9 protein-coding genes are annotated in these 15,895 nt (G+C 69.1%); 5 read left to right on the top strand and 4 right to left on the bottom strand.

All coding sequences use genetic code 11. The annotated features are described in order from the left end of the window. Positions 1–31: 31 nt before the first annotated feature. Together recJ and CJ014_RS11630 are read left to right on the top strand one after the other, a co-directional pair. Positions 32–1,870: a single-stranded-DNA-specific exonuclease RecJ gene (recJ, locus tag CJ014_RS11635; protein ID WP_100080654.1), complete on the top strand. Its 1,839-nt coding sequence runs from the start codon at positions 32–34 to the stop codon at positions 1,868–1,870. Positions 1,871–2,012: 142 nt separating this feature from the next. Next, positions 2,013–7,490 (top strand): alpha-2-macroglobulin family protein, encoded by a 5,478-nt coding sequence (locus CJ014_RS11630; protein WP_100080653.1) that lies wholly within the window; start codon positions 2,013–2,015, stop codon positions 7,488–7,490. Positions 7,491–7,712: 222 nt separating this feature from the next. Here the strand turns inward: CJ014_RS11630 and CJ014_RS11625 are convergent, their stop codons facing one another. Further along, on the bottom strand, positions 7,713–8,870 hold the full coding sequence (locus CJ014_RS11625) for an iron-containing alcohol dehydrogenase (RefSeq protein ID WP_100080652.1): 1,158 nt from the start codon (positions 8,868–8,870) through the stop codon (positions 7,713–7,715). A 190-nt stretch (positions 8,871–9,060) separates the two neighbouring features. Between CJ014_RS11625 and CJ014_RS11620 the strand changes: the two genes are divergently transcribed. Continuing rightward, the gene (locus CJ014_RS11620; protein WP_100080651.1) at positions 9,061–10,056 is read left to right on the top strand and encodes an aldo/keto reductase; all 996 of its coding nucleotides are present in this window, start codon (positions 9,061–9,063) and stop codon (positions 10,054–10,056) included. A gap of 6 nt (positions 10,057–10,062) precedes the next feature. Here the strand turns inward: CJ014_RS11620 and CJ014_RS11615 are convergent, their stop codons facing one another. Together CJ014_RS11615 and CJ014_RS11610 are read right to left on the bottom strand one after the other, a co-directional pair. Further along, a complete protein-coding gene (locus CJ014_RS11615; protein ID WP_100080650.1) occupies positions 10,063–11,073 on the bottom strand; it encodes an LLM class flavin-dependent oxidoreductase in 1,011 nt (336 codons plus the stop codon). Positions 11,074–11,196: 123 nt separating this feature from the next. Then, positions 11,197–12,600, bottom strand: coding sequence for an amino acid permease (locus tag CJ014_RS11610; RefSeq protein WP_100080649.1), 1,404 nt, complete (start codon positions 12,598–12,600; stop codon positions 11,197–11,199). Between the two features lie 365 nt (positions 12,601–12,965). Here CJ014_RS11610 and CJ014_RS11605 point away from each other — a divergent pair, with 365 nt between their 5' ends. After that, on the top strand, positions 12,966–13,592 hold the full coding sequence (locus CJ014_RS11605; protein ID WP_100080648.1) for an exopolysaccharide biosynthesis protein: 627 nt from the start codon (positions 12,966–12,968) through the stop codon (positions 13,590–13,592). Between the two features lie 6 nt (positions 13,593–13,598). Continuing rightward, a complete protein-coding gene (locus CJ014_RS11600; protein WP_100080647.1) occupies positions 13,599–14,471 on the top strand; it encodes a lipid kinase in 873 nt (290 codons plus the stop codon). 267 nt (positions 14,472–14,738) lie between these two features. Here CJ014_RS11600 and CJ014_RS11595 read toward each other — a convergent pair whose 3' ends face one another. After that, a complete protein-coding gene (locus CJ014_RS11595; protein WP_245427277.1) occupies positions 14,739–15,866 on the bottom strand; it encodes a DUF2778 domain-containing protein in 1,128 nt (375 codons plus the stop codon). Between the last annotated feature and the right edge of the window lie 29 nt (positions 15,867–15,895).

Raw genomic sequence — 15,895 nt, 5'->3', positions numbered from 1 at the left:
GGAAGGGCCGCTGATGGTCTATTGAGCGGGCATGTCCGCTGCCGAATCCGTACCGCCGATCCTGCCCGCCGAGCGCCGCGCCGTTCTCGGCGTGACGCGCTCCGCCACCAATCGTCCCTGGCGCGACCGGCTCGACATGCGCGGCGGCGCGCTCGCCCGCCAGATCGCCCAGGAGGTCGGCCTGCCGGACGTGGTGTCGCGCCTGCTCGCCGCCCGCGACGTGGCGGCCGAGGCGGCGGAAGCCTATCTCAACCCGCAGATCCGCACGCTGCTGCCCGATCCGTCGCTGTTCACCGACATGGACGCGGCGGCCGGCCGCATCGCCGACGCCGTCGAGCGGGGCGAAAAGGTCGCCGTCTTCGGCGACTACGACGTCGACGGCGCCACCTCGGTCGCGGTGTTCGTCCGCTATCTGCGCGGCCAGGGGCTCGATCCCGCCGTCTACATCCCGGACCGTCTCGTCGACGGCTACGGCCCCAATCCGCGCGCCGTCGGCGAGCTGGCGGCCGGCGGCGCCACGCTGCTGGTGACGCTCGACTGCGGAACGTCCAGTTTCGAGGCCTTCGAGGAGGCGCGGCGGCGCGGCCTCGACGTCGTCACCCTCGATCACCACCAGGCCGGCGTCGAGCTGCCGCCGGCGCTGGCGCTGGTCAATCCCAACCGGCAGGACGATCTGTCCGGCCACGGCCATCTCGCCGCCGTCGGCGTCACCTTTCTGACGCTGGTCGCCGTCAACCGCGAGCTCAGGCGGCGCGGCTGGTTCGAGCGGCGGGGCACGCCGCCGCCCGATCTCCTGGCGCTGCTCGACCTGGTGGCGCTCGGCACCATCTGCGACGTGGTGCCGCTGATCGGGCTCAACCGCGCCTTCGTCGTGAAGGGGCTTTCCGTGCTGCGGGCGCGCGGCAATCGCGGCCTTGCCGCGCTGGCCGACGTGGTCAAGCTGGCCGGACCGCCGACGCCCTACAACCTCGCCTTCATGCTGGGGCCGCGCATCAACGCCGGCGGCCGCATCGGCGACAGCGGCCTCGGCGCGCGCCTGCTGACCTCCGACGATTCCGTCGCCGCCGGCCGCATCGCCATGGAGCTCGACCGGCTCAACCGCGAGCGGCAGACGCTGGAGGCGGAGGCGGTGGACGCCGCCGAACTGATGGTGGCCGCCCGGCTCGACGGCGTTGCGCCGCCGGTGATCGTCGAGGCGTCGGCCGACTGGCATCCGGGCATCGTCGGCCTCGTCGCCGCCCGCCTCAAGGAACGCTATCGCTGCCCGACCTTCGCCATCGCCCTGGACGGGGAGGGCGGAGCCGTCGGCTCCGGCCGGTCGATCCCCGGCGTCGATCTCGGCGCCGTGGTGCGCCTCGCGCTCGAACGCGGCCTGATCGCCAAGGGCGGCGGACACGCCATGGCCGCCGGCGTCTCGCTGCCGGCCGAAGGCGTCGAGGCTTTCCGCGCCTTCGTATCAGCCGCCGTCGCCGACGGCGTGGCGCTGGCCCGCGCCGCCGAGGCGCTGGACATCGACGCGGCGCTGACCGCCGACGGCGCGACGCCCGACCTCGTCGAGGCGATCGGCCGGGTCGGTCCCTTCGGCTCGGCCCAGCCGGAGCCGCTGTTCGTCTTCCCGGCCCATCGGCTGCTCTATCTCGACGCCGTCGGCCGCAACCACCTTCGCCTGACGCTGGCGTCGTCGGCCGGCACCCGCGTCAAGGCCATGGCCTTCCGCGCCGCCGGGCAGCCGCTCGGCGACTTCCTGGCGGCGAGCCGGGGAGGGGCGGTGCATATCGCCGGCCACGTCGATCTCGACTGGTGGCAGGGCGCGCCGCGCGTCAACATCCGGGTGGTCGACGCCGCCGACCCGTCCAGGGTCTCATCCTAGCTGCGCGTCGACGAAAACACCGCCTTTGGCCGAGTTGCCGCCGGCCCGTCCTGCGGCTATTGCTGGGATAGGTGTTTTTATAGAGTTGTCGTTGATTGATGTCATTGTCCGGCCCGGTCGCCGGTTTCCGAGGGGGATATCCATGCTGTCCGTTCGGCATTTCGCGCGATTTTTCGCGCTCGCATGTCTTTCCTCGGCGACCCTTGCCCTTGCCGTGCCGGGCGAGGCGGCGGAGCGGCGGGCGGTCGTCACCGAGGATGCCGATTATTTCGGCGAGGATATCGAGACGCTGAAGGGCGTCGAGCTGGGCGACTGCGAGGCGGCCTGCGTCGGCGACGACCGTTGCGTCGCCTTCACCTACAACACCAAGGCCAAATGGTGCTTCAAGAAGGGCACGATCGGCGATCTCCGCACCTTCGCCGGCGCGGTGGCCGGCCGGATCGTCACCTCCGAAGCCGTCGATCCCTCCGTCGCCGATGCCCGCCGCGACGAGCTCGGCTTCATCGGCCAGAGCTTCATCGACGAGGCCCGCAAGCTCGAGGGCGCCATTGCCGACGAGCCGGCCGAGGGCAATCTCGACAGGCTGCTCGCCGACAGCGACAAGGCGATCGACGCCGGCGACAACCTCAAGGCCGCCGGGGACCTGCGCAAGGCCATCCGCCTCGATCCCGATCGCAACGACCTCTGGTGGCGCTATTCCGACCAGGCGATCCTGGTGCCGGCCGACAACGACAAGCACGACACCTTCGTCCGGGAATCGACCGCCGCCGCCGTCAACGCCTATCTGCGCGCCTCCGACGTCGACGAACAGGTCGCCGCCCTCAACTCGCTCGCCAATTCCTTCGTGACCCGCGACAACTGGAACCTCGGCATCAAGACGCTGCGCCGCCGCCTGGCGCTGCAGGACGATCCCGACTGGCGCTCGGCCTTCGACGACTGGATCGCCCAGCATGGCTTCCGCGTCACCGACAATTCGGTGGACACCCAGTCGTCGACGCCGCGCCTCTGCGTCGCCTTCTCCGATCCGATCGCCCGCAACGACCCCTCGGTGACCGGCTATGTCGCCGTCGAGGGCGGCGACAGGCTGGAGATCGAGGCCGAGGACAACCAGATCTGCGCCACCGGCGTCGAATACGGCAACCGCTATCACGTCACCGTCCGCAAAGGCCTGCCGGCCAAGGACGGCGAGGAGGCGCTGAACAAGACGGTCGAGCTCGACGTCTACGTCCGCGACCGCGATCCGTCGGTGCGCTTCGTCGGCAAGGCCTACGTGCTGCCGAAGACGCCGAACGCCACCATTCCCGTGGTGTCGGTCAACGTCGACACGCTGGACGCCCGCGTCCTCAAGGTGGGCGACCGCAACCTCGTCAATGCCGTCGGCGAGGATCGCTTCCTGAGCCAGCTCGACAAGTGGAGCGCCGACGCCGTCGCCGACCGCGAGGGACGCGAGGTCTGGTCCGGCCGGATCGCCATCAAGCGCGACACCAATCGCGAGGTGACCACCGCCGTGCCGGTCAGCGAACTGGTGAAGACGCTGGAGCCCGGCGTCTACGCGCTGGTGGTCCGCGACGTCAACAAGAAGGACGAATGGTCGGCCGACGCCACGCAGTGGTTCGTCGTCTCCGACCTCGGCCTCGCCGCCATGACCGGCAACGACGGCCTGCACGTCGTCATCCATGCGCTGAGCGACGCCAGGGCGGTGGCCGGCGTCGAGCTGAAGCTGATCGCCGCCGACAACGACGTGCTCGGCTCGGCCACGACGGACGACCAGGGCTATGCCCGCTTCGACGCCGGCCTGGTCAAGGGTACCGGCGGCGCGGCGGCGCAGCTCCTGCTGGCCACCAAGGATGGCGACTTCGCCTTCCTGAACCTGCAGAAGGCCGCCTTCGACCTGACCGACCGCGGCGTCGAGGGGCGCGATCCGCCCAGGCCGGTCGACGTGTTCATGACCACCGAGCGCGGCGTCTACCGGCCCGGCGAGACGGTGAACCTCACCGTGCTGGCCCGCGATCCCACGGCGTCGGCGCTGCCCGACCTGCCGCTGACGCTGGTGGTGCGCCGGCCGGACGGCAACGAGTTCGTCCGCCGCGTCGCCGCCGACGAGGGCGCCGGCGGCCGCGACCTGTCCTTCGATCTGCCCGGCGAGGCGCAGCGCGGCACCTGGCGCGCCGCCGCCTATACCGATCCGAAGGCCAGCGCCTTGCAGGAGGTGACCTTCAAGGTCGAGGACTTCCAGCCCGAGCGCATCGACTTCGCGGTCAAGACCGATGCGACGCTGCTGCACGCCGGCGAGACGGTCGACGCGAGCCTGCACGCCGACTGGCTCTATGGCGCCCCGGCGGCGGGCCTCGCCATCGAGGGCGAGGTCTACGTGACGCCGGCCGCCGACATCGCCTCGGCGCCCGGCTATCGCTTCGGCCTCGCCGACGACGACTTCACCTCGGCCGCCGAGGACGTCCAGTCCGACGGCACCGATGACAGCGGCGACGCTACCGTCACGCTGGTGACGCCCGAGGTCGCCGACACCACCCGGCCGTTGCAGGCCGCCGTGCACGTCCGCGTGCTCGACACAAATGGCCGGCCGGTCGAACGCCGCATGACGCTGCCGGTCTCCACCGGTCACGAGCGGATCGGCGTCCGGCCGCTGTTCGACGGCTCGGTGGAGGAGGGCGGCAACGCCGCCTTCGACGTCGCCGTGCTCGACGCCGATTACGCCAAGATCGGCGCCAAGGACCTTTCCTGGACGCTGTCGCGCGTTCAGACCAACTACCAGTGGTACCAGAGCGACGGCTCCTGGGACTATCACGCCATCAAGACGACCACCCGCGTCGCCGACGGCAAGCTCGACGTCGAGCCCGGCCAGCCGGCGCGCATCGAGGCGCGCGTCGAGTGGGGCGAGTACCAGCTTTCCGTCACCAGCGCCGACGGCGCGGTCATTCCGGTATCGACCGGTTTCCAAGCCGGCTGGTATGTGCCGGTCAAGTCGGAGGAGACGCCCGATCTCCTGAAGATCACCCTCGACAAGCCGCGCTACGGCATCGGCGACACGATCAGGGCGCACATCGAGCCGCGCTATGCCGGCGTCGCCGTGGTGTCGGTGGTCGACGACCGGCTGATCGCCATGAAGACGGTTGAGGTGCCGGCCGGCGGCTCGACCATCGAGCTGCCGGTCACCGCCGACTGGGGGCCGGGCGCCTACGTGACCGCCTCGCTGCTGCGGCCGCTCGATCTTGCCGAGAAGCGCATGCCGTCGCGCGCCCTCGGCCTCGCCTGGGCCGGCGTCGATCCCGGCGAGCGGCTGCTCGGCGTCGCCATCGACGCGCCGATGGACATGCGGCCGCAGACCGACCTCGCCGTCGCCGTCAAGGTGGATGGCGTCAAGGCCGGCGAGGACGCCTATGTCACCATCGCCGCCGTCGACGTCGGCATTCTCAACCTCACCGAATTCAAGGCGCCGGCGCCGGAGGACTGGTATTTCGCCCAGCGCCGGCTCGGCATCGAGTTCCGCGATCTCTACGGCCAGTTGATCGACACCACGCTCGGAGCGCTCGGCGAGGTGCGCACCGGCGGCGACGGCGGCGGCATTTCCCGCCTGATGGGACCGCCGCCCACCGAGCGGCTGGTCGCCTTCTTCCAGGGCGTCACCAAGGTCGGCGCCGACGGCTTCGCCCGTGCCTCCTTCAAGATGCCCGACTTCAACGGCACGGTGAAGGTGATGGCGATCGCCTGGTCGAAGACCGGCGTCGGCCATGCCGCGCGCGACGTGCTGGTGCGCGATCCGGTGGTGATCCAGGCGTCGCTGCCGAATTTCCTGGCGCCCGGTGACCGCTCGCGCCTCGCGCTCGACTTCACCCATGTCGAGGGTCCCGCGGGCGACTTCTCCCTCGAAGTGACGGCGGCCGGCGATCTGGTCGGCCTCGACGGGACGCTCGCCAAAGCCACCGTTACGCTCGCCGACAAGGGCAAGGCGCGCGTGCTGATCCCGATCACCGGCAAGGCCGTCGGCGACGAGACCATCACCGCCGCGCTGAAGGCGCCCGACGGAACGCTGCTCACCAAGACGCTGACGCTCGGCGTGCGCGACAACGAGCCGGCCGTCACCCGCGTCAGCGATTTCTCGCTGCGGCCGGAAAGCGGCGAGCTGAGGCTTTCCGCCGACCTGTTCGCCGATCTCAGGCCGGCGACCGGGATTGCCACGCTGACCGTCGGCACGGTGGCCGGCATCGACCTGCCCGGCCTCGTCCACGCGCTCGACAAGTACCCCTATGGCTGCTCGGAGCAGATCACCAGCCGGGCGCTGCCTCTCGTCTATCTCGACGACGTCATCCTGGCGGCCGGTCTTGCCGGCGAGGCGCCGGTGCGCGAGCGGGTGCAGAAGGCGATCGACGCGCTCCTGGTCAACCAGGGCTCGGACGGTTCGTTCGGCCTGTGGGGGCCGGGCTCGGAAGACCTGTGGCTGAATGCCTACGTCACCGACTTCCTGACCCGCGCCAGGGAGAAGGGCTACACGGTGCCGCCGATCGCCTACGACATGGCGGTGACCAACCTCAAGAACCGCATCGCCTACGCCTCCGACTTCACCGACGGCGGCGAGGACGTCGCCTATGCCCTCTACGTGCTGGCCCGCAACGGACGGGCGTCGATCGGCGACCTGCGCTTCTATGCCGAAACCAAGCTGGACGCCTTCGCGACGCCACTCGCCCGCGCCCAGCTCGGGGCGGCGCTCGCCCTCTACGGCGACGGCCAGAAGGCCGCCGGCGCCTTCCGCTCGTCCCTCGACCTGCTCGACGAGGGCAAGGACAGCGGCCGTCTCTGGCGCGCCGACTATGGCTCCGACCTGCGCGACGGCGCCGCCATCCTGGCGCTCGCCTCGGAATCGAAGCTGTCGACGTTCGACTACCAGGGGCTCAGCCGCGAGGTGGGCAAGCTCTACAAGGCGAGCAGCACGACCTCGACGCAGGAGCAGGCCTGGATGCTGCTGGCCGCCCACGCCATGCTTAAGGACGGCATGAAGCCCGAGCTCGATATCGGCGGCACGCCGCACGGCGGCGTCTTCACGGCCAAGTACCAGCCGGGCGATATTGCCAACGGACTTGCCATCAGGAACACCGGCAAGGCGGCGGTCGACGCCCGGGTGACGGTGACCGGCATTCCCGAGACGCCGGAACCGGCCGGCGGCAACGGCTACGAGCTGACCCGCACCTACTACGACCTCGACGGCAACGGGATCGACCCGTCGGCGGTCAAGCTCGGCGACCGCATGGTGGTGGTGCTCTCCGTCACCACGTCGCAATCCGGCTGGGCGCGCCTCCTGCTGAACGATCCGCTGCCGGCCGGCTTTGCCATCGACAACCCGTCGCTGGTCAGGGCCGGCGACGTGGCGGCGCTCGACTGGCTGGCGCCGCTCGACAATGCCGCCCATACCGAATACCAGACCGACCGCTTCACGGTGGCCTTCGACCTGAAGGACACCACCGAGTTCCAGTTCGCCTACATGGTCCGCGCCATCGCCCCAGGCAGCTTCAACCTGCCGGCCGCCACGCTGGAGGACATGTACCGCCCGGAACGGCAGGCCAGAACCGGCGCCGGCCACGTCGAGGTGATCGGCCCGCTGCAGTGATCGGGGGAGGGGCGTTATAGCCTGGGCTGTGGTGTTCACCCCTCTCTCCAACTCTCCCCCACAAGGGGGGAGAGGGCAGGGCTTGGTTCTGATCAGAACTTATTGCCTTGAAAGATTGCACCTTTCGGCTCGACGAACCCTCTCCCCCTTGTGGGGGAGAGCTGGAGAGAGGGGTGAGGCCGAAGGCCTTCGGCGATGGAGCCGAACGCCTTCAAAAGGCCCTTACAACGCCAGCTCCAGGATTTCCGAAGCGACCTCCGGCGTGACGTCGCGGTGTTCGCCGAGCGGCACCTGCCAGTGCTGGCGCAGCTTCTCCGCCACTTCGGGAATGACCTTGGCATCGAGCCCGTAGTCGGCCAGCCTGGTCCTGACGCCCATCGCCTCGAAGAAGGCGCGCGTCCGCTCGATGGCGGCGTCGATGCGCTCGTCCTCGCTGCCCGTGGTGATGCCGAACACCCGCTCGGCATATTGCAGCAGCTTCTCCCGCTTCTGCGCCCGCTTCACCTTGAGCAGCGACGGCAGCACCACCGCCAGCGTCGCCGCGTGGTCGAGCCCGTAGAGGCCGGTCAGCTCGTGGCCGATGCGGTGGGTCGCCCAGTCGCCCGGCACGCCGCGCGACAGGAGATCGTTGAGCGCCAGGGTCGCCGCCCACATCAGGTTGGCGCGAACCTCATAATTGGCAGGCTCGCCGAGCGCCTTGGGGCCTTCCTCCAGGATGGTCAGCAGCAGGCCCTCGGCGAAGCGGTCCTGCACCTTGGCGCCCACCGGATAGGTGAGATACTGTTCCAGGACGTGCATGAAGCTGTCGACGACGCCGTTGGCCGTCTGGCGCGGCGGCAGCGAGAAGGTGGTCTCGGGATCGAGCACCGAGAAGCGCGGCATCACGTGCACCGAGTTCATCGGCAGCTTGTCCTGCGTGCTGGCGCGGGTGATGACGGCGTTGCGGTTCATTTCCGAGCCGGTGGCCGGCAATGTGATGACGCAGCCGACCGGCAGGGCGGCCCGGACGTTGGTGCCGCGCTCGACGAGAATGTCCCACGGGTCGCCCTCGAACAGCGCCGCGGCGGCCACGAACTTGGTGCCGTCGGCCACCGAGCCGCCGCCGACGGCCAAGAGGAAGTCGACCTTCTCGGCGCGCGCCAGTTCGGCCGCCTTGACCAGCGTCTCGAAATGCGGGTTGGCCTCGATGCCGCCGAACTCGATCACCGTGCGGCCGGCCAGCGCCGCCCGCACCTGGTCCATGACGCCGTTCCTCAGCACCGAGCCGCCGCCGTAGGTGACGAGAACGCGGGCGTCGGCCGGCACTTCCTCGGCGATGCGGGCGATCTGCCCCTTGCCGAAATGGATGCGGGTGGTGTTCCAGTAGGTGAAGCTCTGCATGACGCCCTCATACGATGTGAGCGGCAAGTTTTATCGCGATGCGGGCCGGCCGACAAATCGCCATTGCCGATGACACCGCTCTCCGCGGCCGATGAGCCTCAGGCGCACGGCTGGCCTGCCGGCCGGCGCTTTTCCGCCCGCCGCCGAACCTGCTAGGCTCCGGACGAAATCGAACCGATCGGGGATTGCCATGGACTACACCAAGCTCGGCCGCACCGGCCTCGACGTCTCGCGCATCTGCCTCGGCTGCATGACCTACGGCGTGCCGGAGCGTGGCGCCCATCCCTGGACGCTGCCGGAGGAGGCGACCCGGCCGCTGATCAGGCAGGCCGTCGAGGCCGGCATCAATTTCTTCGACACCGCCAACAGCTATTCCGACGGCACGTCGGAGGAGATCGTCGGCCGGGCGCTCAGGGATTTCGCCCGCCGCGACGAGATCGTGCTGGCGACCAAGGTCTATTTCCCGCTGGCCTTCAACGAGGACAGCAAGGTGCCGAACGCCTCCGGCCTGTCCCGCAAGGCGATCTTCGCCGGCATCGACGCCAGCCTCAGGCGGCTCGGCACCGATTACGTCGATCTCTACCAGATCCACCGCTGGGACTATGCGACGCCGATCGAGGAGACCATGGAGGCGCTGCACGACGTGGTGAAGGCCGGCAAGGCCCGCTATATCGGCGCCTCGTCGATGTTCGCCTGGCAGTTCGCCAAGGCGCTATACGTTGCCGAAAAGAACGGCTGGACGCGGTTCGTCACCATGCAGGACCATCTGAACCTGCTCTATCGCGAGGAGGAGCGCGAGATGCTGCCGCTCTGCCGCGACGAGGGCATCGGCGTCATCCCCTGGAGCCCGCTGGCGCGCGGCCGCCTGACGCGCGACTGGGACAGCGTCTCCCGCCGCCAGGAACTCGATGCCTACGGCAAGACGCTCTACAACGGCACCGAGGAGTCCGACCGCCAGATCGTGGAGGCGGTAGCGGCGATCGCTACGGCGCGAGGCCTGCCGCGCGCCCAGGTGGCGCTCGCCTGGGTGCTTCAGAAGGCGGAGGTGTCGGCGCCCATCGTCGGGGCGTCCAAGCCCGGCCAGATCGCCGATGCCGTGGCGGCGCTCGACGTTCGCCTGACGGCCGAGGAAATCGCCGCGCTCGAAGCGCCATACGTGCCGCACGCCGTGGTCGGCTTCAGCTAAGTTCTCTCAGAGCAGCGCCACCGTCGCGTCGGAGGTCATGCCGGCCGCCTCGGCGATCAGGGCGATCGACTTCAGCCGCTTCGCGTGGTCGTAGACGTCGGAGACCAGCATGATCTCGTCGGCGCCGGTCTCGCCGATGAGATCGTCGAGGCCGCGCCGTACCGTCTCCGGCGATCCGATGATCGAGCGGGCCAGCATGCGGCCGGCGTCCGCCTTCTCCTCCGGGCTCCAGAAGCTGTCGATGTCGTCGATGGGCGGCTTCGACAGGCCGCGCGCGCCGCGCCGGATGCTGGCGAACGACATCTGCTGCGTGGTGAACAGGCGTCGCGCCTCCTCGTCGGTGTCGGCGGCGATGATGTTGGCGCCGACCATGGCATAGGGCCGGTCGAGCGCCTCCGACGGCTTGAAGCGGCTGCGATAGATGTCGAGCGCCGGCAGCAGCAGGTCCGGCGCGAAGTGCGAGGCGAAGGCGTAGGGCAGGCCGAGCTCGGCGGCCAAGAGGGCGCCGAAGTGGCTCGAACCCAGGATCCACAGCGGCACGCGCGTGCCGGCGGCCGGCACGGCCTCCAGCCTCTGGCCTTCCGCCGCCGGCTCGAAATAGGCCTGAAGCTCGATGACGTCTTCGGGGAAGTGCTCGGCCGCCTCCGGTGGCCGCCGGATGGCGCGCAGCGTCAACTGGTCGGTGCCGGGCGCCCGGCCGAGGCCGAGATCGATCCGGTCGCCGTAGAGGCGGGCCAGCGTGCCGAACTGCTCGGCGATGATATAGGGCGCGTGGTTGGGCAGCATGATGCCGCCGGCGCCCACCCGGATCGTCGAGGTGCCCGCCGCGATATGGGCGATGACGATCGACGTGGCGGCGCTGGCGATGCCGCGCATGTTGTGGTGCTCGGCGACCCAGATGCGCCGGTAGCCGAGGCGCTCGGCATGCCGGGCGAGGTCGCGGGCGTTGTCGAGGGCGCCCTTCGCATCGGTGTCTTCGGTGACGCGGGCGAGTTCGAGGATCGAAAGCGGCGGCATGGAGGTCTCCGTGCGGTGATCCTCCTATGTGCCGCCGTCCGGCAATCGCATCAAGGGTCGGAGCCGCCGCCGCCGATGACAATCGCGCGAGCGATCAGCGGCGGCGGCGCAGTTTGGTGCCGGTTATTCGGCGGGCGCCGCCACGGCGTCCGCCGTTGCCAGCTTGCTGTGGCGGGCACCGTAGGCGAGATAGATCACCCCGCCGAGGACGCTCCACAGCACGAAGCGCAGCCAGGTGGCGCCCGGCAGGCTCACCATGATGATCAGGCTGCAGACGATGGCCAGCGGCGCGACCACCCAGGCGGCCGGGCAGCGGAACGGCCGCTTGAGGTCCGGATGGGTCGTGCGCAGGATCAGCACGCAGGCCGAGGTGACGATGAAGGCGAACAGCGTTCCGATGTTGCACATCTCGGCGACCAGGCCGATCGGCGTGAAGCCGGCGATCAGAGCGATCACCGTGCCGACGAAGATCGTCGCGATATGCGGCGTGCCGAACTTCGGGTGCACCTTGCAGATGCCGGCGGGGATCAGCCCATCGCGGGCCATGGCGAAGAAGGCGCGCGTCTGGGCGTAGATCAGCACCAGGCAGACCGTGGTCAGGCCGGCGATGGCGCCGACGCCGACGATGGCCGAGCCGAAGTTGTAGCCGATCTTGCGCAGCACGTAGGTCACTGGCTCGGCGTTGTTGAGCTCGGTATAGGGCGCGACGCCGGTCAGCACCGCCGACACGGCCATATAGAGCACGGTGCAGGCGACCAGCGAGCTGATGATGCCGATCGGCATGTTGCGCTGCGGGTTGGTCGTCTCCTCGGCCGCCGTCGCCAGCGAGTCGAAGCCGATATAGGCGAGGAAGATGATCGCCGCGCCGGCCGTGATGCCGTTGAGGCCGAACGGCAGGAACGGTGTCCAGTTCTGCGGGTTGACCTCGGGCGTCGCCAGCAGCAGGAACAGGAAGATGGCGCCGAGCTTGATGAACACCAGGATGCGCGACAGGCGGATGCTCTCCTTGACGCCGAGCACCAGCAGCAGCGTCAGGAAGGCGATGATCAGCACGGCCGGCAGGTTGATGATGCCGCCGTCGTGCGGCACGGCGGTCAGCGCGTGCGGCAGCTCGATGCCGCCGGACTTCAGGATGCCGGTGAAGTAGGCCGACCAGCCGGCGGCGACCGCCGAGGCGCCCACCGTATATTCGAGGATCAGGTTCCAGCCGACCAGCCAGGCCACGAACTCGCCGGCGGCGGCGTAGCTGTAGGCATAGGAGCTGCCGGCGGCGGGAAGCGCGGCGGCGAGTTCCGAATAGGCCAGGCAGATGAAGGCGCAGGCCACCGCCGAGAAGGCGAAGGACAGGATGATGCCCGGTCCGGCGTATGTGGCGGCGGCGACGCCGGTCATCACGAAGATGCCGGTGCCGATGATGACGCCGATGCCCATCATGAACAGGTCGAAGGCGCCGAGCGTGCGCGGCAGGGCCTTGCCGGCCGCCTGCGCCATCACGTCGGCGATGCTTTTCTTTCTCGCGAGGTTCAATCCAGCCCCCAGAAATATGGTTCTTGCTTGTCCGCCGGCCTGTTGCCCGCGGAAAGTGGGTCTCAGCCCAGGAGCCCTCGCTATTATCTTTACCGGGCGGTCAAGAAAGCTCGGGGAAATAACTAGAAGCTTTTATGCTCCGCCGATTTCGCAAGATTTCTCCAAGACCGCTCCGAAAGTCTCATTTGAAAACCTTGAGGAATTTTACGGTTATGCGGCGTGGGCGCGGTCATCGTCATGCCGGCGGGCCGGAAACCGTCATCTTGCGGACTATAATTGAATGTACCTATCGGCATCCCAATATGGCAGGGAACGGCGGTCGTCGCGGTTGGCACCGGGATGCGTAGAGACAGGAGATCCGCTCAATGACGGCCGGCAGTGAAGCCCGCGGTCACGCTTCGTCGGTGCTTCATGGCATAGCCGCCGATATTTCGAACCGGGACCGTGTGACGCTCGGCGATCTGATGCGCCACCTCGGGCAGAGCGGGTTTGGCCTGGCATTGATGGCGCTGGCCTTGCCGGCGATGATTCCCATCCCCGGGCCGTTCGGAATGGTCACCGGCTGCTGCCTGGTGCTGATCGCCTTTCAAATGCTGATCGGCTGCCACCGCCTGGCCTTGCCGCGCTTCCTCGCCGATCGCCATGTGACGGCCGATGGGGTAAGGGCGGTCATCTTGCGGGCATTGCCGTGGGTGAGGCGGCTCGAGGCCTTCGTGCGCGAGGGGCGGTGGCGATCGCTGACCGGCCGGTGCAGCCACGTGCTGGTGGGCGTCCCCGTGTTGCTGCTGGCCGTGGTGCTGGCGTTGCCGATCCCGTTCGGCAACGTCGGGCCGGTGGTCAGCCTCCTGGTCATCGGCCTGTCGCTGGTCGCCCGCGACGGCCTCGCCCTGATGCTCGGCCTCGTTCTGACAGTGGCGACCTTTGCCTGGACGGCCGCGCTGATCTTCGCCGGTGCCCGTATCGCCGCCTATCTCGGCGGTTTTTTTGTCTGAAGCCAAATGAATCGAAACGCCCTCCTTCTTGCCAATCCGCACAGCCGCTCGGCCGGCACCGGCGTCGACGCCGCCGCCGCCGAGCTGCGCAACGCCGGCATCGAGGTGCTTCGGCCGGCCTGGCGCGAGGGCGAGCCGCTGGCCGCCACCATTCGCCGCTATGCCGACAGGATCGATCTCGCCGTGGTGGCCGGCGGCGACGGCAGCCTCAACGCCGCGGCGCCGGCCTTGATCGACAGCGGCCTGCCGCTCGGCATTCTGCCGGGCGGCACCGCCAATGATCTCGCCCGTACCCTCGGCCTGCCGCCCGACATGGCCGAAGCGGCGCGGGTGATCTGCGCCGGCCGGACCAGGGCCATCGACGTCGGCGACGTCAACGGCAAGCCGTTCTTCAACGTGGCCAGCCTCGGCATGAGCGCCAAGCTCGCCGACCGGCTGAGCCGCGAGACCAAGCGTCGCTGGGGCCGGCTCGCCTACGCGCTGACCGCCACCCAGGTGCTGATCGAGGCTCGCCGGTTCGGAGCCGTCATTCGGCCCGACGACGGGGAAGAGGTGGTCGTTCGCTCGCTGCAGATCGCCGTCGGCAACGGCCGCCATTACGGCGGCGGCATGGTCGTCGACGAAACGGCCGAAATCGACGATGGCCGCCTCGACCTCTATTCCATCGAATTCAGGGACGTCTGGAAGCTGCCCTTCATGGCGCTGGCGTTCCGGCAGGGGCGGCACGGGCTTCAGGACGAGGTGCGGACCATGAGCGGCACCCGCTTCGAGATCCGCACCCGGCGGCCGATGCCGGTCAATGCCGACGGCGAGATCGTCACCGAAACCCCGGCGGTTTTCAGCGTGCGGCCGGGCGCGATCCGGGTCTTCGTGCCCTAGATCGCCATGCGTCCTGACGGACGCAGGATGACGTACCCGAACGTTCCCATCACGCCGTCGTCGCCGAGCGTGGCGTCTCCATAGAGTGTCATCCTCGCGAAGGCGAGGACCTCGGGACGAGAAGGTGATGAGGGATGTATCAGGTGCCCCAGCGTTGCCGGAGCGCCATATCCGCGTTGAGCTTTGTTCTGCCCGAGGTCCTCGCCTGCGCGAGGATGACGGCTTTATATATGGGGAACAAAGGGACCCGTCGGCGCACCGGTAAGCTCAGCTCTTGAACCAGGAAAACAGCGAGGCGACCTTGGGCTCCGGCTTGGTGGCGAGGCGCGACACCACCACCATTTGCTTGACTTCCCCCCGCTTGAAGGCGGCCAGGAACCGCCCGTAGTCGCGGAACGAAACGCAGCCGTTGGATTCGCCGGGCTTGCGCAGCATGTAGGTGTGGGCTAGCAGGCCGTCGCGGCCGAAAGGCTTCTTGCCGTCGACCGGCGTGAGGCGGATGGCCTCGACGCCGTGGAACAGGCTCTCGCGCATGGTGAGCTTGTAGGTTCCCGGCGGCGTGGGACCACGCATCTTGACGTGGACGTAGCGCACGTCGTCCATCATGTCGCCGAGGCCGGAATGGGCTTCGAGCTTGTCGCCGTTGGGCATGTGGACGACGCCGGCCGTGATGTCGTAGACGGCGACGCCCGGCCGCCGCGACGGCGCGACGACGGCGACCTCGGCCCTTGGCTTCGGATCGACGATGGCGGCAGCCGGCTTTTCCTGTTTTTCCGGCAGCGCCGGCGGGGCCACGGCTGCCGGCGGCGCGACGGCCGCGATCTTCGGCGCTTCCGGCGCAATCTCGACCGGCTTGGTCGGCAGGGCCGGACGCGGCACCGGCAGCGGCGCTTCGGCGATCGCCATCGGCGGGCGCGGCCCGGCGTCGGGAGTGGCGAACCGGTCGTGCCGGACGGCCAGGGCGGTGCGGCTCGCAAAGGGCAGGTTCGACTGGAAGCGGGCTTCGAACTGCTGCTGCCTCAGCCCGGCGGCCGCTTCGGCAAGGCGCATGGCGACGGCGGCGGTCGCCTTGTTCTGGCGGGACAGCAGGATGGCGTCGGCCGAGAGCGTGCCGGCGGCCGGTTCGGCGATCGCCGGCAGCTTCTCGAACTTGGTCGGCTTTTTCGCCGGCGCCAGCGTTGCCGGCAATGGCCGGACGGACAGGCCGGAGTCGTAGATCGACTGGTGGGCGGCCGAAAGGCTCTCGCTGACGGTGCCGACGGCGGTAAGGCTGAGCCCGATCCACAAGGTGACCGCGGCGGTGATCGTCAGGAAAGCGGAGGCGGCCGGCAGGCCCGACAAACGAATGGACGATCTGATGGAGATCGGCTCGTAACCGCCTGAATACGCTGCCAACGTCGCCATGCCAAAACTCACTCAACGCC

Source organism: Pleomorphomonas carboxyditropha (genome assembly GCF_002770725.1).
GTDB lineage: Bacteria > Pseudomonadota > Alphaproteobacteria > Rhizobiales > Pleomorphomonadaceae > Pleomorphomonas > Pleomorphomonas carboxyditropha.
Note: the sequence above shows the minus strand (reverse complement) of the source record. Positions and strands in the feature narration are given on the sequence as shown.

Excerpts from the sequence above, each read along its gene's own strand:
- recJ (WP_100080654.1), top strand. The coding sequence starts at position 32 with ATGTCCGCTGCCGAATCCGTACCGCCGATCCTGCCCGCCGAGCGCCGC.
- CJ014_RS11630 (WP_100080653.1), top strand. The coding sequence starts at position 2,013 with ATGCTGTCCGTTCGGCATTTCGCGCGATTTTTCGCGCTCGCATGTCTT.
- CJ014_RS11625 (WP_100080652.1), bottom strand. The coding sequence starts at position 8,870 with ATGCAGAGCTTCACCTACTGGAACACCACCCGCATCCATTTCGGCAAG.
- CJ014_RS11620 (WP_100080651.1), top strand. The coding sequence starts at position 9,061 with ATGGACTACACCAAGCTCGGCCGCACCGGCCTCGACGTCTCGCGCATC.
- CJ014_RS11615 (WP_100080650.1), bottom strand. The coding sequence starts at position 11,073 with ATGCCGCCGCTTTCGATCCTCGAACTCGCCCGCGTCACCGAAGACACC.
- CJ014_RS11605 (WP_100080648.1), top strand. The coding sequence starts at position 12,966 with ATGACGGCCGGCAGTGAAGCCCGCGGTCACGCTTCGTCGGTGCTTCAT.
- CJ014_RS11600 (WP_100080647.1), top strand. The coding sequence starts at position 13,599 with ATGAATCGAAACGCCCTCCTTCTTGCCAATCCGCACAGCCGCTCGGCC.